18 protein-coding genes and 1 pseudogene are annotated in these 18,246 nt (G+C 56.1%); 5 read left to right on the top strand and 14 right to left on the bottom strand.

The window, feature by feature from the left end; translation table 11 throughout:
- Positions 1–19: 19 nt before the first annotated feature.
- The 6 genes from argS to C6I21_RS07360 form a co-directional block, all read right to left on the bottom strand.
- Positions 20–1,687, bottom strand: coding sequence for an arginine--tRNA ligase (gene argS, locus C6I21_RS07390; protein ID WP_105958817.1), 1,668 nt, complete (start codon positions 1,685–1,687; stop codon positions 20–22).
- The gene (locus C6I21_RS07385; RefSeq protein WP_181186154.1) at positions 1,684–2,121 is read right to left on the bottom strand and encodes a YwiB family protein; all 438 of its coding nucleotides are present in this window, start codon (positions 2,119–2,121) and stop codon (positions 1,684–1,686) included. The genes argS and C6I21_RS07385 overlap by 4 nt, the downstream gene beginning before the upstream one ends.
- A 120-nt stretch (positions 2,122–2,241) precedes the next feature.
- Positions 2,242–3,129 carry an agmatinase gene (gene speB / locus C6I21_RS07380; RefSeq protein ID WP_105958815.1) on the bottom strand — a complete coding sequence of 296 codons (888 nt, stop codon included), beginning with the start codon at positions 3,127–3,129 and terminating at the stop codon, positions 2,242–2,244.
- Positions 3,130–3,966: a polyamine aminopropyltransferase gene (gene speE, locus C6I21_RS07375; RefSeq protein ID WP_105958814.1), complete on the bottom strand. Its 837-nt coding sequence runs from the start codon at positions 3,964–3,966 to the stop codon at positions 3,130–3,132.
- Between the two features lie 193 nt (positions 3,967–4,159).
- Positions 4,160–5,050: a VOC family protein gene (locus C6I21_RS07365; protein WP_105958812.1), complete on the bottom strand. Its 891-nt coding sequence runs from the start codon at positions 5,048–5,050 to the stop codon at positions 4,160–4,162.
- Positions 5,051–5,438: 388 nt separating this feature from the next.
- Positions 5,439–5,981 carry a YwhD family protein gene (locus C6I21_RS07360; protein WP_105958811.1) on the bottom strand — a complete coding sequence of 181 codons (543 nt, stop codon included), beginning with the start codon at positions 5,979–5,981 and terminating at the stop codon, positions 5,439–5,441.
- A gap of 153 nt (positions 5,982–6,134) precedes the next feature.
- On the opposite strand from C6I21_RS07360, the gene C6I21_RS07355 reads away from it, so the two are divergent.
- Positions 6,135–6,320 (top strand): 2-hydroxymuconate tautomerase, encoded by a 186-nt coding sequence (locus C6I21_RS07355; protein ID WP_105958810.1) that lies wholly within the window; start codon positions 6,135–6,137, stop codon positions 6,318–6,320.
- Between the two features lie 54 nt (positions 6,321–6,374).
- Here the strand turns inward: C6I21_RS07355 and C6I21_RS07350 are convergent, their stop codons facing one another.
- Both C6I21_RS07350 and C6I21_RS07345 read right to left on the bottom strand, forming a co-directional pair.
- Positions 6,375–6,875 (bottom strand): YwgA family protein, encoded by a 501-nt coding sequence (locus C6I21_RS07350; RefSeq protein WP_105958809.1) that lies wholly within the window; start codon positions 6,873–6,875, stop codon positions 6,375–6,377.
- Positions 6,875–8,182 carry an HD domain-containing protein gene (locus tag C6I21_RS07345; RefSeq protein WP_105958808.1) on the bottom strand — a complete coding sequence of 436 codons (1,308 nt, stop codon included), beginning with the start codon at positions 8,180–8,182 and terminating at the stop codon, positions 6,875–6,877. Before C6I21_RS07345 ends, C6I21_RS07350 begins: the two co-directional genes overlap by 1 nt.
- Before the next feature lie 163 nt (positions 8,183–8,345).
- Between C6I21_RS07345 and C6I21_RS07340 the strand changes: the two genes are divergently transcribed.
- Positions 8,346–9,176 carry a lipoate--protein ligase family protein gene (locus tag C6I21_RS07340; RefSeq protein WP_245411565.1) on the top strand — a complete coding sequence of 277 codons (831 nt, stop codon included), beginning with the start codon at positions 8,346–8,348 and terminating at the stop codon, positions 9,174–9,176.
- A gap of 92 nt (positions 9,177–9,268) precedes the next feature.
- On the top strand, positions 9,269–10,165 hold the full coding sequence (locus C6I21_RS07335; protein WP_105958807.1) for a macrolide 2'-phosphotransferase: 897 nt from the start codon (positions 9,269–9,271) through the stop codon (positions 10,163–10,165).
- A 48-nt stretch (positions 10,166–10,213) separates the two neighbouring features.
- Here C6I21_RS07335 and C6I21_RS16450 read toward each other — a convergent pair whose 3' ends face one another.
- The 4 genes from C6I21_RS16450 to C6I21_RS07310 form a co-directional block, all read right to left on the bottom strand.
- Positions 10,214–10,957 (bottom strand): stalk domain-containing protein, encoded by a 744-nt coding sequence (locus tag C6I21_RS16450; RefSeq protein WP_181186153.1) that lies wholly within the window; start codon positions 10,955–10,957, stop codon positions 10,214–10,216.
- A gap of 461 nt (positions 10,958–11,418) precedes the next feature.
- Positions 11,419–12,681 (bottom strand): isocitrate lyase, encoded by a 1,263-nt coding sequence (aceA, locus tag C6I21_RS07320; protein ID WP_105958805.1) that lies wholly within the window; start codon positions 12,679–12,681, stop codon positions 11,419–11,421.
- 68 nt (positions 12,682–12,749) lie between these two features.
- On the bottom strand, positions 12,750–13,043 hold the full coding sequence (locus C6I21_RS07315; protein ID WP_105958804.1) for a hypothetical protein: 294 nt from the start codon (positions 13,041–13,043) through the stop codon (positions 12,750–12,752).
- 55 nt (positions 13,044–13,098) lie between these two features.
- Entirely contained in the window at positions 13,099–15,249 is a 2,151-nt protein-coding gene (locus C6I21_RS07310; RefSeq protein WP_105958803.1) for a malate synthase G, read from the bottom strand.
- 701 nt (positions 15,250–15,950) lie between these two features.
- Between C6I21_RS07310 and C6I21_RS16445 the strand changes: the two genes are divergently transcribed.
- Positions 15,951–16,094, top strand: coding sequence for a hypothetical protein (locus tag C6I21_RS16445; protein ID WP_181186152.1), 144 nt, complete (start codon positions 15,951–15,953; stop codon positions 16,092–16,094).
- A 179-nt stretch (positions 16,095–16,273) separates the two neighbouring features.
- Here C6I21_RS16445 and C6I21_RS07305 read toward each other — a convergent pair whose 3' ends face one another.
- Positions 16,274–17,182, bottom strand: a complete 909-nt coding sequence (locus tag C6I21_RS07305; protein WP_105958802.1) for a phytanoyl-CoA dioxygenase family protein — start codon at positions 17,180–17,182, stop codon at positions 16,274–16,276.
- An 80-nt stretch (positions 17,183–17,262) separates the two neighbouring features.
- The gene (locus C6I21_RS07300; RefSeq protein WP_105958801.1) at positions 17,263–17,976 is read right to left on the bottom strand and encodes a helix-turn-helix domain-containing protein; all 714 of its coding nucleotides are present in this window, start codon (positions 17,974–17,976) and stop codon (positions 17,263–17,265) included.
- A gap of 167 nt (positions 17,977–18,143) precedes the next feature.
- On the opposite strand from C6I21_RS07300, the pseudogene C6I21_RS07295 reads away from it, so the two are divergent.
- A pseudogene (locus tag C6I21_RS07295) lies at positions 18,144–18,246 on the top strand (IS200/IS605 family transposase); the annotation flags it as partial.

Here is an 18,246-nt window from a genome sequence, read left to right as displayed (position 1 = left end):
TAGACCGCCCGGCGGTTTGTCACATTTTTTCTGGTGCGTTTACGCCTACGAGGGCGAGGGCTTTTTTCAGGGTGATGCGGACGGCTTCGACGAGGGCGAGCCGTGCGTGTGTCCGTTCTTCGTTGTCGGTGATGACCTTTTCTGCATTGTAGAAGCTGTGCAGTGTCTGGGCGAGATCGTAGACGTAGTTCGTAATCCGGTGCGGGGCGCGGCGTGTAGCTGCGTCTGCGACTGCTTCCGGGAATTCGCCTACTTTCTTCATCAGATCGAGATCTTTTTCACTCTCCAGTACGGACAGATCGGCATCCGGGTTGACCGTGAAGCCTTTCTCGTCTGCCTGGCGCAGCATGCTGCAGATGCGTGCGTGTGCGTACTGCACGTAGTAGACCGGATTTTCATTCGATTCCGATTTGGCAAGTGTCAGGTCAAAGTCCAGGTGCGTCTCCGCTGCGCGCATCGCAAAGAAATAGCGCGTCGCGTCGATGCCGACTTCTTCCATCAGCTCACGCATCGTCACCGCGTTTCCGGTACGCTTGCTCATCTTTACTTTCTCCCCGTTTTCAAACAGGTTGACCATCTGGATGATCTGTACGCTCATCTGCTCTTTTTCGTAGCCGAGCGCCTGAATCGCTGCCTGCATCCGCGGAATGTAGCCGTGGTGGTCGGCGCCCCAGATGTTGACGAGCTCTTCAAAGCCGCGGTTCAGCTTGTCTTTATGGTACGCGATATCCGGCGTCAGGTACGTGAACGTGCCGTCGTTTTTGATGAGGACACGGTCTTTGTCATCGCCGTATTCCGTCGAACGGAACCATGTTGCGCCGTCCGCCTCGTACGTTTTGCCGCGTGCGGCAAGATCATCGAGTACCGGCTGAATTTTGTTTTCATCGTACAGGGAGGATTCAGAGAACCAGTGGTCAAAGGAAACACGGAATTCCTCGAGATCCGCCTTCAGCTTGTCGAGCTCGCGCTTCAAGCCGTATTCCCGGAAAAAGGCGCGTCGTTTTTCCACATCGCTGTCTTTGAAGCGGTCGCCGTAGTTCTCGACGATTTCCTTCGCGAAACCGATGATGTCCTCCCCCTGGTAGCCGTCCTCCGGCATTTCGGCCGGTTCGCCGACTTCCTGCAGGTAGCGCGCTTCCAGCGAGTAGACGAGGTTGTCGATCTGGTTGCCGGCATCGTTGATGTAGTATTCCCGCTCGACGTCGTATCCGGCTGCTTCAAGCAGGTTGCAGAGCGAGTCGCCGACAGCGGCGCCGCGTGCGTGGCCGAGGTGGAGTGTGCCGGTCGGGTTCGCGGAAACGAACTCCACCTGGACTTTCTTACCGCCGCCGATGTCGGAGGTGCCGAACGCTTCCGGATGCGTCAGCACGCTCTGGATAATGTCCCCGAGGTAGTCAGTCTGCATAAAGAAGTTAATAAAGCCGGGTCCGGCGATATCGAGCTCGCGGATGCCTGCTTCGCTCCGGTCAACGTGGGAGGCGATATCCTCCGCAATCGCGCGCGGTGCCTTCTTCGCCACACGTGCGAGCTGCATCGCAAGGTTCGTCGCAAAATCTCCGTGTGCTTTATCCTTCGGCGTTTCAATAACGATCTCCGGAATCTCGGACGCATCCGCAAGTCCGGCGCTTACCACTGCCTGGTGCAGCTGTTCCTTCAGTTTTCCTTTCAGTTCCTCCATCTGGCTCATCCCTGGCGTCCCTCCTCAAATGTCACTACCATACTGTATGTGCCGGTCTGCTGCCCGGCCAGGCGGAGCACGTAGACAAGATTAATCCGCCCCTGCTGCTCCGCTTCATTCCACGTATAATCAACGGTCTCTGTGTCGGTTTCCATAAGCATCGGTCCGGCCGCACTCGTAAACGTCCCCTCCGTTTTCACACCTTCCACAAAGCGCTGATTCATCTCCACAGCACCCTTCCGCTGCACGGAGAGGCGCCCGTCCCGGAGCTGCATCGTCTGGTGCGTCCGGTCCGTCTCCTCCTCGTGCGGCTCCTGAAAGCGGAGAACGAGAAGACTCCCGCGCCACATCAGCTCCCCCTCGCAGTCCATCGTATGACGCTCGCGCTGCTTTCCGTCCCGGATCGTCGTCTGAATCCGGATCGCTACATCCATCTTATTCATTGCGTATTCACCCGTTCCTTTCCTCATAACCCGTTAATTATAACGGAGAACACAACCCCCAATCAAGGGCCGTGCCGGGGAAAACGCCGCGTTCGATTGAAAAGGCCGGCGCGGACCGCGTTACCGGCACTCTCTGTCTTTCGGAAAGCCGAGCATCATCTCGCGCAGAAACTTCGCTGCGGCAACAGACGTCTGTTCTGCCGGATCATAGGCCGGCGCCACTTCGACCAGGTCCGCTCCAACGACCGTCATATCCGCATCGGCTATCAGCCCGATCGCTTCCAGAAGCTCCCGGGAAGTGATGCCGCCTGCTTCCGGCGTCCCGGTTCCAGGAGCATAGGCCGGGTCGAGCACGTCGATATCGATGGTTACGTAGACGTTTTTTCCTTGAAGGGACGGAAGCACGCGCTGCAGCGGCTTCTTAACGTCAAATAAGCTCAGGTGCATGCCTGACTCCCGCGCGTAGTCGAACTCCTCTTTCATGCCGGAGCGGATGCCGAACGAATAGACATTTTCCGGACCGAGCAGGCCGCACGCCTTCCGGACCGGCGTGGAGTGCGACAGCGTCTCGCCTTCATATTCCTCCCTCAGATCCGCATGGGCATCGATATGGATGAGAATAAGATCCGGATATTCGGCGTGCGCCGCCTGAATGAGCGGCCAGCTGACGAGGTGCTCGCCACCCGCAGCGAGCGGAAACTTGCCGTCGCGGTAGAGCTGACCGGCGTACGTGCGCATCTGCTCGAGGCTTTTGGCGGCGTTGCCGAACGGCAGAAGCATGTCGCCGGCATCATGAACCGATATGTCTTCCAGACTCCGGTCCTGGTGGATGCTGTATTCCTCCAGACCGATCGACGCCTCGCGGATCCGGTTCGGTCCGAAACGAGAGCCCGGACGGAAGCTGACCGTGTAGTCCATCGGCAGTCCGAAAAAGACGATCGGCGCCTCCTCATACGTTTTATCAGCCAGAATGTATTTCCGGCCGGAATATTTTTCGTCGAAAAACATTTACGCGTCTCCTCTCAGCACATCCTGCACGAATTTCGGCAGCACGAATGCAGCGTGGTGGATGGCGCGCGTATAATAGTTCGTTTCAAACGCGTGGTAGCGCTCTTCATCCACCTGAAGCGGGTCGTAGACTTTGGATCCGAGCGTAAACGTCCAGAGGCCGCTCGGGTACGTCGGAATGTTTGCCGTGTACAGGCGGGTGACGGGAAACGTCTCCTGAATGTCGCGGAACGCGCTTCCTGTCAGTTCCTTTTGGAACCACGGGTTGTCGGTCTGCGCGACAAATACACCGTCTGGCTTCAGCGCTTTGGAGATCCCTTCGTAAAACCCGCGTGTAAACAGATTTACCGCCGGGCCGACCGGCTCCGTGGAATCAACCATGATGACATCATACGCTTCCGTGCTTTCAGCGATGTGCATAAAGCCGTCCGCTACTTTCACCGTCACGCGCGGATCGTCGAGCGAACCTGCGATGGACGGCAGGTACTCCTTCGAGCATTCAATCACACGGCCGTCGATTTCGACGAGCGTCGCTGTTTTCACTTCCGGATGCTTTAAAATCTCGCGGATCACGCCGCCGTCCCCGCCGCCGACAACGAGCACGTGCTCCGGGTTCGGATGCGTGTGAAGCGGCACGTGGGCCATCATTTCATGGTAGACGAACTCATCCTTCTCCGTCGTCATGACCATGCCGTCGAGAAGCAGCATATTGCCGAACTCCTTCGTCTCCACAACGTCCAGCTTCTGAAACTCCGTCTGCTCACTGACATAGGTTTGTGTAATTTCGGCGGTAATTCCGAAATGCTCGGTCTGTTTTTCGGTAAACCAGATACTCATGTTTTCTCCTCCTCATTCGTTCACGAACGTCCTGTCATTCGATCTTCCTTTCCAAAAATAGCGGAAATCGGACCGGACCGCAAGTGCTCCTGGTGGAAAAGCAGAAATCAGCGGCTTTCTTTCAAAGAAAAAAGCCGAAGCGTCCCATCCGCTCCGGCTGATTCGTACGTATGCTTTGGCATTCTCCTGCTGTTCAGGAGAAAGATACGGCCTTTTTGATTTCATCCACGTCCAGCTTTTTCATCGGCAGGAACACCTGCACGAGCTGCCGCAGCTGCTCGTGGTCCGCACGTTCCATAATATCGTTCATCTCCACCGGAACGACCTGCCATGAAACGCCGTAGCGGTCTTTCAGCCAGCCGCACTGCTCAGCCTTCGGATCGGCGCTCAAGTGCTCCCACGCCCGGTCCAGCTCTTCCTGCGACGCTCCCTGGTAGATCAGCGAATGCATTTCGTTGAACGAAAATCCGTGCGGATAGGCGCTGTCCATCACAACAAGCTGACTGCCATCCACCGAGAACCGTGCATAGGCAATCGTCCCTTCTTCATCGAATTCCATTCCGGAACCGTGACGCATGAAGTGCCCTTCCATCATTTCTCCGCCGCCGAGCGCCATGTAATGCGCCGCAGCCTCCTCCGCTTTTCCGGCCTGTTCACCGGTAAACATGAGCGCCGGTGTGACACGCTGCACCTCCGCATGCGGCGCGTACATGAGCTGCCACGACACACCGTACTTGTCCTGCACCCAGCCGAAACGCTCGCTGAACGGGTAGGCATCGAGCGGCATCATGATCTGTCCGTCCTCCTGAAGCTTTTCCCACGATCGGTCCAGTTCCTTCTTGTCGGAAAACGACACCATGTAGGAAATCGACGGATTGTGCGCATGGAGCGGACCGCCGCCGAGAAGCTGAAACAGCTGACCGCAGATCTCCACGTTGACCACTTCTGCATCGCCGGACGGGGTATCCGGCAGTACGATATGGGAGAGAAACTGACTATCCGGGAATGCTTCTGCATACAGTCTGCCGGCCTCCACTGCCTTCTCCTCCAGCCAGATATGCGGAACAATGCGCTGCCAATTCATCAGGAACAGCCCCTTTCTTTAGTGAACGCCCGAGTCATTGTTAACGCTATCATAGCACAACTTAAAAGGGAACACAAGTTCTCATTTGACGATTGGCACTGCCCGGCAGAAGCACGGCTTGACGCGGCCGGCAATACGTTTATAACCGCTGCGGGCTGAACCCGCCGCAGCCATCTACTTAAAAACACAAAAAGAAAAACAGACGAAGGGGAGTGTGTGGGTCCCGTTCGTCTGTTTTCCTGTCTTAGTATGGTGCTTGCGTGTGAATTAAAGTGTACTAAATCTGAGGGTGGGACTCAATGGAAAACACCCCTTCGTCACACTTTGTTCACAAACAGGCTTCCGGCAGAAAGAAAGCCGGCAGCTTCTCAGCGCTGCCGGCCGTGCTCTATTCGTCGTCTGTGTGGAGATGGTTTTTCAATTCATCGGTCGACGCATCCCAGTACTCCTGATTAAAGTCTTTCAGGAAACGGCGGAGAACGCCCTTGGAGCGGTCGTCCATATGATCGACGGCAATTTTTCCTTTCATCGATTTATCCATGTTGTTCACGTGCTCCGGCATGCTCTTGTAGCCGCGGCGGATCGAACGGTCGACGATCATCTCGCAGGCACCGACACCCGTATAGGCCGGTTTTCCGTCAAGATGCTCGACTGTCACCCAGACGAGCCAGTACAGCTTGCCGTTCGGTACTTCCTGTCTGTCCTTTAGAAACTTGATCCGCTTCTCCACGTCACTCCGCGCGTGAAGCGCCCCCATGTCGATAAATGCGGTGTTTTCCTCCGGATCAACAAATACCGGGGTGACGTTGTTCAAATTGATCGTACCGACACCGTAGCCGCCGTGGCCGTCGGTGGAATCGTTGCTTAATATATTGAAACTGCCGCTCATTTTTTTGATTTTCTCATTCTTCTTCCGATCTGCTTCATTCATGTGGATTCATCCTCCTTGTCGTGTTTTCCCTCTCTCCAGTTTACCACAGCGGAACCGGCGGTTGGCAAGCCGGGCGCCGGCGGTAAATTTCTAGTATACTGAAACACAGCGGCACAAATGCTGCATTCCATATTAATAAAAGGAGAGGATTTTATGCCGATCGTAACCGTAAAAATGCTGGAAGGGCGCACCGACGACCAGAAAAAAGCACTCGTGGAACAAGTGACAGAAGCCGTCACGAGCACGACGCAGGCTCCTGCCGAGAAAGTCACCGTCGTTATTGAAGAAATGTCTCCGAACAACTACGGGAAAGCAGGCGTCCGGCCGGCCGACCAGTAATCGATTCGAAAAGACTGTCAGACAAAAAATCGTCTGACAGTCTTTTTATGCCGCTCAGCGTTTCCGGAGCGCATCGATAAACGCGTAGGCTTCATCGATATCTTCATCGCTGTAGTTCTGGCGGGCTTTCAGCTTATACACCTTCGCCTTGACTTCCTCTTTCGGCAGCTGGTCGAAATAGAGCACCGTGGACACGAGCTCTAAAAACTTGGCACTCCGCTCGTTCAGCGTTTCCAAAAGCTCCGCATCCAGACCGGCTCCCTCCGGCATCGCCGCGTCGAGAAATTCCTCCCCGGCAGGCGTCAGCGAATAGCGGTACTGATAGTAGCCGCCCTTCTGCTCGTGCGTTTCCTGAATAAACGAAGCCTGCGCCATCTCTTCCATCTGCAGCGTCAACTCCTCGGAATACGGTCCGTACATATGAAACTGAAATTTCTCCTGGAACGGCTGCTTGAGCCGCTTGGCTATGTACACCAGCTTCTGCAGTTTTTTCCGCCCGGTCACCTCATCGGTCTCTTTCAATAGGGCGAGCAGCTTGGCATGTTCCTGCAGCATTATGATCCCTCCTGTGCATGTAAAAGCGTCAAAATCCGGCGTTTTTCCTCGGCGTATTCCGACTGATCCTCCAAAAGGTCACGCGGGTAATACAGCTTGTGGTCCGTCCGTTTCTTTCCGGAGATCGCCTCCACGATATCCGACTGGCGCGACAGCTCGCTCAGCGAACCGTCCGGCATCAGCAGATGAATCGGCAGGCGTTCGTCCTTTTCTCCGGGCCGGTAAAAATCGTACGGGAGATCCGACGAAGAATCAATGATCAAATAGTAGGATGGATCGAGCCCGATTTTCCGGAACAGCTCCTGAAGCTCCGGCCAGATCAGCATCTGCTTGCTCGGGTCGCACTCCACATACTTAAATAAATGCCGGTTCATAAAGCGCCGGCACAAATCCCGCAGAATCGGATCCTCCTCGTCCTCCCACTCCTGGAAGTAGTACAGCACGAGCGATTCATCAAGCCGGATATAATCCCGGATCGACAGCGTCTCGGAAAACAGCGACTGAAAGTGGACCGGCTCCTGACGAAATGGATAGCCGCCGCGCATTAATTCCCGCGCCCGGTGCAGAATGCGGCTCAAAATCACCTCGGCACTCCGCGTCACCGGGTGGAAATACACCTGCCAGTACATCTGGTAGCGGCTCATGATGTAATCCTCCACCGCGTGCATGCCGCTCAGCTTAAACACCGCCTGATCCTCCTGCGGCCGCATCACTCTAAGAATCCGCTCCATATCAAAATTACCGTAGCTCACCCCGGTGTAGAACGCATCCCGAAGCAGATAATCCATGCGGTCGGCATCAATCTGACTCGAAATCAGGCTGACGATCAGCTTATTCTCGTACGTTTTCCCAATCACGTCCGCAACCCTCTCCGCAAAACGACTCCCCATACGGGAGAGGACCGCATTCACTTCGGTGTCCCCGGTAATGATCCTTCTCGTCCAGTCCTCGTGGTCCGTTCCGAACACCTTTTCAAAGGAATGGGAAAACGGACCGTGGCCGATATCGTGCAGCAGCGCCGCGGCGAGACAGACGAGCCGCTCGTCTTCATCCCACGTCATTTTCTTCTCGAGGTTCTCGACCATCCGCCGCATCACTTCGTAGACGCCGAGGGAATGGTTAAAGCGCGTATGCTCCGCCCCGTGGAACGTGACGTAGGTCGTGCCGAGCTGGCGGATCCGTCTGAGCCGCTGGAATTCACGGGTCCCGATCAGCTCCCAGATCAGCTCATCGCGCACGTGAATGTAGCGGTGGACCGGATCTTTAAATACCTTTTCTTCTACTAACTGGCCATCCGGACGTCCCATGGCAGCTCCTCCTCCCGGCTTCTGTTCTATACCCGTTCTATGTATGATTCATGACAGGAATTATTGTACCTTTCCCGTGCGGCCGGGGCAATCTTTTTCCACAGGAATCCGCGCTGCGTGATATAATGGCTGGCAGTGAAACAGAGAAAGGACGAACGTATTCATGACATCAATCCCCTCCGTCCTGCAGAGGAAGCAGTGGCTCATGATCGATCAGTCTGTCACCGGGCTGTCGATGAATCCGATGGCTTCGTTTGCGATGGACGATACATTATGTGAAACGGCCGGAAGACTGGAGGATACCGGCATTGCACGAAGCTGGGTGCACGGACGAACGATCGTGCTCGGCATTCAGGACAGCCGCCTGCCCGGCATCGAGGAAGGCGTGGACTTCCTGCATTCCCAGGGCTACAAAGTGATCGTCCGCAACTCCGGCGGACTGGCTGTCGTCCTCGACCGGCACGTCTACAACCTCTCGCTCCTCTTTCCCGATTCAAGCGCGCTCTCGATTGATGAAGGCTACGAAGCGATGGTCGCTTTCATCCGCTCGCTTCTTCCGGAGCTGGAGGGGAAGATCGAAGACGGCGAAATCGAAACGTCCTACTGCCCCGGACGGTATGACTTAAGCGTTGCCGGACGGAAATTCGCCGGCATTTCCCAGCGCCGGATCCGCGGCGGCATCGCCGTGCAGATTTACCTGGCGATGGAAGAAAGCGGGGCGGCCCGGGCCGAGGTCATCCGGGAATTTTACCGCCAGGCGGCCTCCGGCGGACCGGTGAAATACCACTACCCGGATATCGTTCCGGAAACGATGGCCTCCTTGAGTGAGATTCTTGGAAAAACAATGGCCTGCGAAGAGATCCAGCACCGTGCGCTGCTCGCCCTCCGTGAAAACAGCGGCACCCTCGGCACGTACGAGCTGAACGAGCAGGAGGAAGAGCGGTTCCTCTATCATTTCAAACGGATGGAAAAACGGAACGAGCGGCTGCTTTAATTTTTTAGAGGAGGGCTGTGTATGCTTCCCGGAAGAATCCGATACGCTTCTTCATTTTCGTGAAAAAAATGAAGAAAGCGGGGCGTTAACGAATGAATCAAACAGACATCATACAGCTTGCAGCGAAACACGGGCTTCTTTTGAACGATACGACCGTAAAACTGAACGAATCGGGCGTCGATTTCCTGGCCGCTCATGCAGCGGATCAGAGCGGACAGCAGTGGATCCTCCGCCTGCCGCGCTCTGAGGCATCGATGCGTCATGCGGAGAGAGAAAGACGATTGCTCGCCGTGCTGAAAGAGCACGTCACGTTTGCCGTTCCCGACTGGCGGATTTTCTCAGAGGAGCTGATCGCGTATCCGGCTGTGCCGGGGACGCCTGCCGCAACGATCGACCCGGAACTTCAGGATTACCGCTGGGTGCTGGACCGCGGAAACCTCCCGGAGGCTTACTACGATTCCCTCGGCTCGACGCTCGCCTCCCTGCACGCCGTGCCGGTACATGCAGCCGAAGCGGCCGGCATCCGTATCGTACGGGATTTCCGCGCGGAGATGGAGCGCCGCATCGACTGGACCCTCCGCACCTACACCGTGCATCCTGCGCGGAAGAAACGCTGGGCGACGTGGCTTGAGCAGGAAGCATACTGGCCGGATGCGCCGGGCGTGTTTCACGGCGATCTCCACCCCGGTCATATTCTGATCGACCGGAGCTCCGCCGTCACCGGACTGATCGACTGGACCGAAGCGGGCGCGGGCGACGTGTCGACCGACTTTGCCTCCCACCTGCTCCTTTTCGGCGAAGACAGCCTGGACCGGCTGCTTCGTTCGTACAAAAAGGCGGGCGGCACCGTCCATCCGGACCTGGCTGCACACATCCGCTGCCTGCTTTCCACAAGCGGCATCATCACGGCCGAGTACGCCGAAACCGTCGGCAGCCGGGACATGAATGCCATGGCCGTCGCCATGCTCGCGCAGGAAAACGACTGGTAAAGCCATAATAAGAGCGCTCCGGAAACGACCGGAGCGCTTTTTGTTATGTTATTTGTTGAACTGGAGGTTGCCGAGGAGAGCAGAAGGCGGATAGCCGTCCATGCTGACATACTCCACTTTAATGACATCTGCATCGTTTACATTCACGCTGAGATTTTTCATCCGCATTCCCGGCTGAATGGTTTCTGAAGCCACTCTCCGGCCGTCTGCGTAAATATTCACCTGGCCGGTACCGCTTCTATTTTTCGTTTCATCGACAATCGCAAGTTCTGCGGTCATCGTCCGGTATTGATTATTTGCTGCAAGTTCATAATACACATTTTTTGATGCAGTGCTGTTGAAGCCGAGAGCTAAGTAAGTCCCGTATGATTTCCCTTCGTGGGAAGTAATGGATCCTGCCAGGCTGAACCAGTCACTGTGAATCACTCTGCCGTCCACACCCAGTTTCCCCTGTCCCTGGAAGTGGTCCTGCTGATACGTCAAATACTGCACGCCATTTCCGACCGTGCCGGCACCTTCCGACGGGCCGCCGATGGTGATCGTTTTCGTCGCGCCGTCCCATTTGACCGTTTCACCGAGCTCCTGGCTGACGAACCGGAGCGGTACGTACGTGGTGCCGTTGTAGATGAATGGATTGTTGTCCGGATTCGACGGCATCGCCGATTCCCCGTTGATCTTAATGTCATTGACGTTGTAATACACTTCGATCATCTTGCTTGTCGCAGCTCCTGCACCTGTTCCTGCAGCAAAAATGGCAATCAGCACCAGCCAGACGAGAACCTTCCTTTTCATCCAAACACCCTTTCTTTTTCGGGACTCACGAACAGAACGTTACGCCCAGCTTAGCAGAAAGCGCTCAACAAAAACTGGCTGAATGACCGGGACAACGGCATGTGTCTTATCTTTTTCTTTCCGGAGCACGGCTGCTGCGGGCTCGCCTGCAGCTGTTGTTTGGGGTATGGCTCCCGGCGGAGTCTCATTACGGACGGTGCCAGTCCGACAACGGCGGCCGGGAGTCCCACAACTCCCGCTGCGAGTCCTATAACTCCGGAACCCATTCCCAAACCGATCGGAAAGTCCAACTTCCAGTACCGAAATTCCCACTTCTCCTGTGAGAATTCCCATAACGCACCATGAAATTCCAACTTAGCCATCAACTCCTATCCACCGGCAGCTACACCCGCTGCCCCCACACTTTTCCCCAAAGCAAAAAAGCCGCCCGGGATCGGCTGGGACCCCGGGCGGCTATCCATTTAAAACTGTGCGGTTTCGGTGGAGTGCGACATGGCGAGCGTGGAGGAGGTGCCTCCGGAAATGACCTGCGATACTTCATCGAAGTAGCCGGTGCCGACTTCCCGCTGGTGGCGCGTCGCGGTGTAGCCGTCTTTTTCGGATGCAAATTCACGCTGCTGCAGCTCCGAGTAGGCAGCCATGCCGCGGTCGCGGTAGCCGAGCGCCAGTTCAAACATGCTGTGGTTCAGCGCGTGGAAACCGGCGAGTGTCACGAACTGGAACGCGTAGCCCATCTTTCCGAGCTTCTCCTGGAACGAGGCAATAACCTCCGGCTCCAGCTTCTTTTTCCAGTTGAACGACGGCGAGCAGTTGTAGGCGAGCTTTTTGCCAGGGAACTTCTCATGAATCGCTTCCGCAAAGCGGCGCGCCTCGTCGAGATCCGGCTCGCTCGTTTCACACCAGAGAAGGTCTGCGTACGGCGCGTAGGCCAGGCCGCGTGAAATCGCCTGCTCGATCCCCGGTGTCGTCCGGAAAAATCCTTCCGCCGTCCGTTCCCCGGTTAAAAATTCATGATCGTACGGGTCGACATCGCTCGTGATCAAGTTCGCTGCGTTCGCATCGGTGCGGGCGATAATGACGGTCGGCACCCCGCTGACGTCCGCTGCAAGCCTCGCGGAAATCAGGTTCCGGACAGCTACCTGCGTCGGCTGAAGCACCTTTCCGCCGAGATGGCCGCATTTCTTCTCAGAGGAGAGCTGATCCTCGAGGTGAACACCTGCTGCGCCGGCTTCGATCATCTGCTTGGCAAGTTCAAAAACGTTGAGCGGTCCGCCGAATCCAGCTTCCATGTCAGCGACGATCGGCGCAAACCAGTCTGTTTCCCCGCCGCCTTCCGCCGTCTGAATCTGGTCGGCTCGCTGGAACGTCTGATTGATGCGGCGTACGACGTGCGGCACGCTGTTTGCCGGGTACAGGCTCTGATCGGGGTACATTTCCCCGGAGAGGTTCGCATCAGCGGCGACCTGCCAGCCGCTTAAGTAAATGGCTTCGAGTCCTGCTTTCACCTGCTGCATCGCCTGGTTGCCGGTGAGGGCGCCGAGCGCGTTAATGTACGGCTTCTCTTCCATGGAGCTCCAGAGACGCTCTGCGCCGCGCCGGGCCAGTGTATGTTCGATCTGCAGCGATCCACGGAGCCGGAGAACTTCCTCCGGCGTGTACGGGCGCTCCACTCCTTCAAATCGGCTGCTTTCCCACATGGCTGTCAGTTCATTTCTTTGTGTCATACTATCTCCTCCTGTACCAAACAGTTTTTATTTTTAAGTTATGTTATATAACAGATAAGACAGAAAAATTAGTCCAGGTATGCGCAGCACTGCAGTGCATCTTTCTCTGTGTCATATTCCATCGAACAGCAGCGGCACAGATGCGCCGGTGGCTGCGGCTGTTCCGGAGAGCGGAAAATAATGACATCGCCTTCGCTCCGCTCCCGAATCGTACCATCTTCCCCGATTTCCATGATCCGGCTGCCGTAAACAAAGCGCGTATGCTTCATATCCTCTGTTGTGCGGCCGATTTCCTGCTGGTTCATCATCCACTTCCGAACCAATTCCTCTGCGGACGTCATTTCGCGTGTCATCATTCTCATTGTAATTACCCCTCTCCAATTTGGTAGTCAGACCGGCTCTCACCGGTCCGCATAATTAGGAATGCTGTTTCTGTGCCTCTTTCACTTCTCTTCGTTTCCGGTGCAGAATCGGTTCTGTGTAGCCGTTCGGCTGCCGGTGCCCTTCCAGGACGAGTTCAAGCGCTGCCTGATAGGCTGGATGCGTCTCCAGATCCGGATGTATCGGCCGGTACGCCGGGTCCCCTGCGTTCTGCTCGTCCACGAGTGCCGCCATGCGGCGCATCACCTCGTGCACGTCGTTTTCGCTGCAGATGCCGTGGTACAGCCAGTTCGCCATATGCTGGCTTGCGATCCGGAGCGTCGCCCGGTCCTCCATCAGCGCCGTTCCTTCCCGGTTCGGCACTTTGGAGCAGCCGATCCCCTGGTCCACCCAGCGGACAACGTAGCCGAGAATGGCCTGCGCGTTCGTTTCAAGCTCCATCTGAATCTCCTCATCGGTCCACGACGGGTTTTCCTCGACCGGGACGATCAGCATCTTCTCCGGGGCAGCCGGCGGAAGCGACTCATACACGTCGTCCATATCCACCTCGTGGTAATGAATCGCGTGGATCACTGCCGCGGTCGGCGAAGGCACCCAGGCGGTACTGCCGCCGGCGCGGAGCTGGGACTGCTTCTGTTCGAGCATCTGCTTCATCTCGTCCGGCATCGCCCACATTCCTTTGCCGATCTGGCCCCGCTGATGCAGAAGCACCTCCATCCCGGCTTCCACATTCGCCGTTTCGTAGGCCGCAAGCCACGGCGCATCCTTCATCTCCTGCTTCCGGATCATCGGTCCCGCGTAAAACGCCGTATGAATTTCATCGCCGGTCCGGTCCAGGAAGCCGGTATTAATGAAGAAAATTCTCCGCCTCACCGCCTGAATAGCCCCCCGAAGCTGCAGTGACGTCCGCTTCTCCTCATCCATCACCCCGACCTTGATCGTATACGCCGGGAGTCCAAGTAATTCCTCGATCCGTGAAAACAACGTGTCGGTCAGGGCGGCCTCTGCTGGGCCGTGCATTTTTGGTTTGACGATGTAAATGGAGCCGGCAGGAGAATTCGGCCGATTCTGCCGATGATCAAGTGAGCCGATCAAGGCGGTGACAAGCCCGTCGACGAGTCCTTCCGATACCGGTTCTCTGTTTTCATCGAGAATCATGTCGGTCGTCATCAGGTGACCGACGTTCCGGATGAGCTGCAGTGCCCGTCCACGGAGACGGCTTTCGCCGCCGGCTTTGTTCCGGTAGATTTTATCCGGTGCCGGCTCCCGTGTCACGGTGCGGCCGCCTTTTTCCATGTCGGCGCGGAGCGTGCCTTCCATCAGGCCGAGCCAGTTCCGGTACACCGTGCATTTATCGTCGGCGTCCACGGCAGCCACGCTGTCTTCCGCGTCCATGATGACAGTGAGCGCCGCTTCCATTTCAATGTCCTTAATGCCGGCTGGATCCGCCCGGCCGACGGGGTGGCTGCGGTCAATATGAATGGCGGTGTGAAGCTTATGATGAAGGAAGTAAAATGTATCCTCCCCGCTCGAGCCGATAAAGCGTTCCGGCTCCTGAAGCGCCGTTTCGTTTCCGCCTTCAAGTGTAACGACGAGTTCATTTTCTTTCCGGGTATAGGCGGAAACTTCCGCGTGGCTTCCTTCTTCCAGCGGAAACCACTGATCCAGAAGCTTCTTTGCATACGCCGTCACCCTGGCACCTCTTGCCGGATTGTACGTACTGCCCTTCTCTGCACCTTCTGTTTCATCGATGATATCGCTTCCATAAAGAGCGTCGTAAAGGCTTCCCCATCTGGCGTTTAATGCGTTCAGCGCATAGCGCGCGTTGGAGAGCGGGACGACGAGCTGCGGTGCGGCCTGCTCGGCCACTTCCGGATCGATATTCGTCGTCTGCACCGGCTGCGGTTCAGCCGCTTCTTCCAGATAGTTGATCGATGTTAAAAACGATCGGTAGGCTTCGGGATCGGGGCGGCCGGGATGTTCCTTATGATACTGATGTACACGCTGTTCCAGCTCTTCGCGTTTTTGAAGCACGTCCCGGATCTGCGGCTGCATTTCCCGGATCAGTGCGGCAGCCCCCTTCCAGAAAGAAGCTGTTTCCATGGATGTCTTCGGCAGCACATCCTGTTCTAAAAACTGGTACAGCGTTTCATGAATATGAATGCCTTCCACCTCTGTCCAGCTCATCCAATCCCTCCCTGCTGGTTTTGATTACTGTTTTATAACAGTTGTTTAATATGTTTTTTATTATATAACAACGAAAATAGATTGCAACCCTTTTTCATAATTTTTTTGAATAATTTTTTCCAACCCTGCCGGACCGCCTCCACGGCAGGAAAGCTTCCTTTTTTTCTCCGAAAGTTCCGCTTCTGCAAATCAAAAAAACAGACTGCGTTTACACAGTCTGTTCAGAGTGGAGACAGAGTAATAGAGAGTGAATAAGTATACCTCTGCCTTCACCTGCACCCGTACGCGTTCCGGAGGGAATCTGAAAAGCGGAAGCGCCCTGGTCACGAGCGACCTGTCCTGGAGGCCCTGCCGACGAAAGCTGCTCTTTGCTTTCTTCGGCAGGGGTGAAGGAACCTCGAGCAAGTGGGCGCTGCAGCTGGACAATACTTCAATTACAAGAGGCACGGCTTCGCGCGGCCGCGCCGCATGACAGAAAATCGCTGCCCTGCGGCTTAAACCAAAGGCCGGCTCCGCTCGTGCTTTCAGCCGCTTGACGCGGCGTGGATTTTCGCCTCGTTCGGATCCTCCCGGAGTCGACGACTTCCGGTTTCGGCTGAGAAATCATCGTAAACTAGCAGGAAACTGCCAGTCTATAGCAGAAAACAGGTTTTTTGAAGGCCCTCTGCTGAATAAATCAGACAGCTTGTGCTGCCGTTATTATGAGTCACTTAGTCTGCTTTGCCATCAACGAAATCACTTCGGAGTGCCCGGCAGGGGTGAAGGAACCAGAGCAGGCGCTGGAGCTGGACTATGCTTCGATTGAAGAAGCATGGCTCCGCGCGGCCGCGCCGCATGGCAGATGAGCGCTGCCCTGCGGCTCAAACCATAGGCCGGCTCCGCTCATGCGCTGCAGCCGTGCAGACAGCGCCCGGCTGGAAGACAAGCCCACGGCAAGCTTCTGCCGGGGAGCGGAGAAGTGTCCTATAACAAAAAGCAATAACTATGAATCTGCGTTGAATTTGCCTCTGTTCTATTACAACGTTTACTTCAGTTCTTCCTCCCACCAGCGGCGTGCTTCTTCAACGGGGACGAGCGGTTTTTCTTTTCCCCAGGCATAGTGCCCTTTCGGATGATCGCCGATCCAGCGCTCGTCCATCGGTTCCGAAGCCGGCTGGAAGCGGGTATCGGCGCTGATGCGGAAGCGCGGGCTCTCATTGTTGAACGAGCTGTGCATTGTATACATACCGAACAGAAGCACATCGCCCATCTGGAATTCGGTTGTCGCCCACTGCGTGTGGAACCGGTCCACCATTTCCAGCGGTTCGTGCGTAAACCAGCCGGTTTCGACATGATCGATATCAACGTCCATCCGGCCGTACGTCTGCTTCAGTTTTTCCAGTTTGTGTGATCCGAGGCTGATGGCAAGCGGTCCGTCTTTATAGGAAATATCACCGAGCGGCTGCCACATCGTGTACAGTTTTTCTGTTCCGCGGCCCATATAGACGTTGTCATAATGGGCACCGGTGCTTCCGCCGGGCGGTACCGCACGCGGCCACTTGTAGGCGAGCGCCACCGCCTCTTCACCGAATAGCCGGCTGAAGAACGAAAGCACCCGCTCGTGCTCGACGAGATCGTAAAACGGCTTGAGAGAGCGGGGCCCCTCTGCCCGGGACCCGCCGTAAAACGCGCCGCCTGCGCCCGCTGCCGCCCACGCTTCTTCCTTCGGTTTCGTGTTGTCGAGCTTCTTCTCCTTCTCCAATTCCTCCAGGATACCGAGACGCGCCCGCTGTACCTCTTCTCTCGGATGAAACCCGCGCAGAAGCAGGCAGCCGTCCTCCTGCAGTCGTTCCTGAAGCGCACTGGTATCCTCCAACAGGTCCGTCGAATCCCGTAGTGTCGTTAGTTCTCTGGAGGGAAGCTCCATCGTGTTTTTTCCCATCGTCATTTTCATGTGTGGGTCCTCCTTTTGGCTGGATACGTTCAGTATAGGTGCCGCCGGAGTCCTTGTCTTTATCCGTTCTGGTCTTTTGTTTATCCATTTCGCGCATCGTGCTGCGCCTGGTACCAGCGGGTCGGAGCCATCCCGGTCTGCTGTTTGAACCAGCGGCTGAATGCATGGACCGTCTGGAAACCGAGTTCCTGACCGATCCGCTCCACCTCCGGCTCTCCTTCCCGGAGCAGCTGCTTGGCTTTGTTCAAGCGGTGGAGCTGCTGATACTGCTTCGGCGCCATGCCGTATTGTTCGATAAAGCGGCGCCGGAACGAGGAAATCGACCATCCGGCCTCCGCCGCAGCTTCGCCAATGGTTCCGCTTCCTTCGGCCAGCGCTTCCGCGGCTACCGTGACTGGATACGCATGGGAGCTGGAAGCGTGGGCTGAGGCAAAGGTACAAAGCAGCTCCATCCAGGCATGCTGCAGTGCTTCGGCCCCTTCTGCATCCATGAGCCACCTGCGGAAAAGCTGCTCGTAAACCGCCGCATCTCCCGGCCTCAAATACGTGACTGACGTTTCCTGAATCCGCTGCTCTGTATGAAGCACCGCAAACCGGACCCGCCCGTCTGCCTGAAAGGCGTGAGGAGTTCCCGGCGCAAACTGCAGCACCGTACCGGGAACCGCCCGTACCAATTCGCCGTTGACCGCTGCGTACGGCTCTCCGGACAGAACGACACTGATTTCCCCCTCCTTATGCGTATGTTCTGTCATCGACCACCCGCGCTCGTGCCGTGCGATACTCGTCCGGATCATCGTCCCCGCCTCCCTTTCGTTTTCTTTTCCACAAGCCGGCTTCTATTTCCTTGTTTTGTTTACGGACTTCCGAACGAGAAAGCCTACGGTTTAAATCGTAGGATGAATCGTTCGTTTTTCTCGGGGGAAATGTTGCAGTAAACACATTAAAATGATACAGTGGCATTATGGAAAATCAATATAGAAAAACCAATACAACTGTCTCTCTGTTAAACTATCATTTTGTATTCTGCCCTCGTTATCGGAGGAAAATATTCCTTCGGAATGACG

Origin of the sequence: Alkalicoccus urumqiensis (assembly GCF_002993335.1) — a bacterium.
Taxonomy (GTDB): domain Bacteria; phylum Bacillota; class Bacilli; order Bacillales; family Salisediminibacteriaceae; genus Alkalicoccus; species Alkalicoccus urumqiensis.
Note: the sequence above shows the minus strand (reverse complement) of the source record. Positions and strands in the feature narration are given on the sequence as shown.

What these genes read in the sequence shown, in the direction of transcription:
- C6I21_RS07315 (WP_105958804.1), bottom strand. Translation starts at nt 13,043, where the DNA reads ATGAGAATGATGACACGCGAAATGACGTCCGCAGAGGAATTGGTTCGG.
- C6I21_RS07365 (WP_105958812.1), bottom strand. Translation starts at nt 5,050, where the DNA reads ATGAATTGGCAGCGCATTGTTCCGCATATCTGGCTGGAGGAGAAGGCA.
- speE (WP_105958814.1), bottom strand. Translation starts at nt 3,966, where the DNA reads ATGAGTATCTGGTTTACCGAAAAACAGACCGAGCATTTCGGAATTACC.
- C6I21_RS07360 (WP_105958811.1), bottom strand. Translation starts at nt 5,981, where the DNA reads ATGAATGAAGCAGATCGGAAGAAGAATGAGAAAATCAAAAAAATGAGC.
- C6I21_RS07310 (WP_105958803.1), bottom strand. Translation starts at nt 15,249, where the DNA reads ATGAGCTGGACAGAGGTGGAAGGCATTCATATTCATGAAACGCTGTAC.
- aceA (WP_105958805.1), bottom strand. Translation starts at nt 12,681, where the DNA reads ATGACACAAAGAAATGAACTGACAGCCATGTGGGAAAGCAGCCGATTT.
- C6I21_RS07340 (WP_245411565.1), top strand. Translation starts at nt 8,346, where the DNA reads ATGACATCAATCCCCTCCGTCCTGCAGAGGAAGCAGTGGCTCATGATC.
- C6I21_RS07350 (WP_105958809.1), bottom strand. Translation starts at nt 6,875, where the DNA reads ATGCTGCAGGAACATGCCAAGCTGCTCGCCCTATTGAAAGAGACCGAT.
- C6I21_RS16450 (WP_181186153.1), bottom strand. Translation starts at nt 10,957, where the DNA reads ATGAAAAGGAAGGTTCTCGTCTGGCTGGTGCTGATTGCCATTTTTGCT.
- C6I21_RS16445 (WP_181186152.1), top strand. Translation starts at nt 15,951, where the DNA reads ATGAGTCACTTAGTCTGCTTTGCCATCAACGAAATCACTTCGGAGTGC.
- C6I21_RS07345 (WP_105958808.1), bottom strand. Translation starts at nt 8,182, where the DNA reads ATGGGACGTCCGGATGGCCAGTTAGTAGAAGAAAAGGTATTTAAAGAT.
- C6I21_RS07300 (WP_105958801.1), bottom strand. Translation starts at nt 17,976, where the DNA reads ATGATCCGGACGAGTATCGCACGGCACGAGCGCGGGTGGTCGATGACA.
- speB (WP_105958815.1), bottom strand. Translation starts at nt 3,129, where the DNA reads ATGTTTTTCGACGAAAAATATTCCGGCCGGAAATACATTCTGGCTGAT.
- C6I21_RS07355 (WP_105958810.1), top strand. Translation starts at nt 6,135, where the DNA reads ATGCCGATCGTAACCGTAAAAATGCTGGAAGGGCGCACCGACGACCAG.
- C6I21_RS07385 (WP_181186154.1), bottom strand. Translation starts at nt 2,121, where the DNA reads ATGAATAAGATGGATGTAGCGATCCGGATTCAGACGACGATCCGGGAC.
- C6I21_RS07305 (WP_105958802.1), bottom strand. Translation starts at nt 17,182, where the DNA reads ATGAAAATGACGATGGGAAAAAACACGATGGAGCTTCCCTCCAGAGAA.
- argS (WP_105958817.1), bottom strand. Translation starts at nt 1,687, where the DNA reads ATGAGCCAGATGGAGGAACTGAAAGGAAAACTGAAGGAACAGCTGCAC.
- C6I21_RS07335 (WP_105958807.1), top strand. Translation starts at nt 9,269, where the DNA reads ATGAATCAAACAGACATCATACAGCTTGCAGCGAAACACGGGCTTCTT.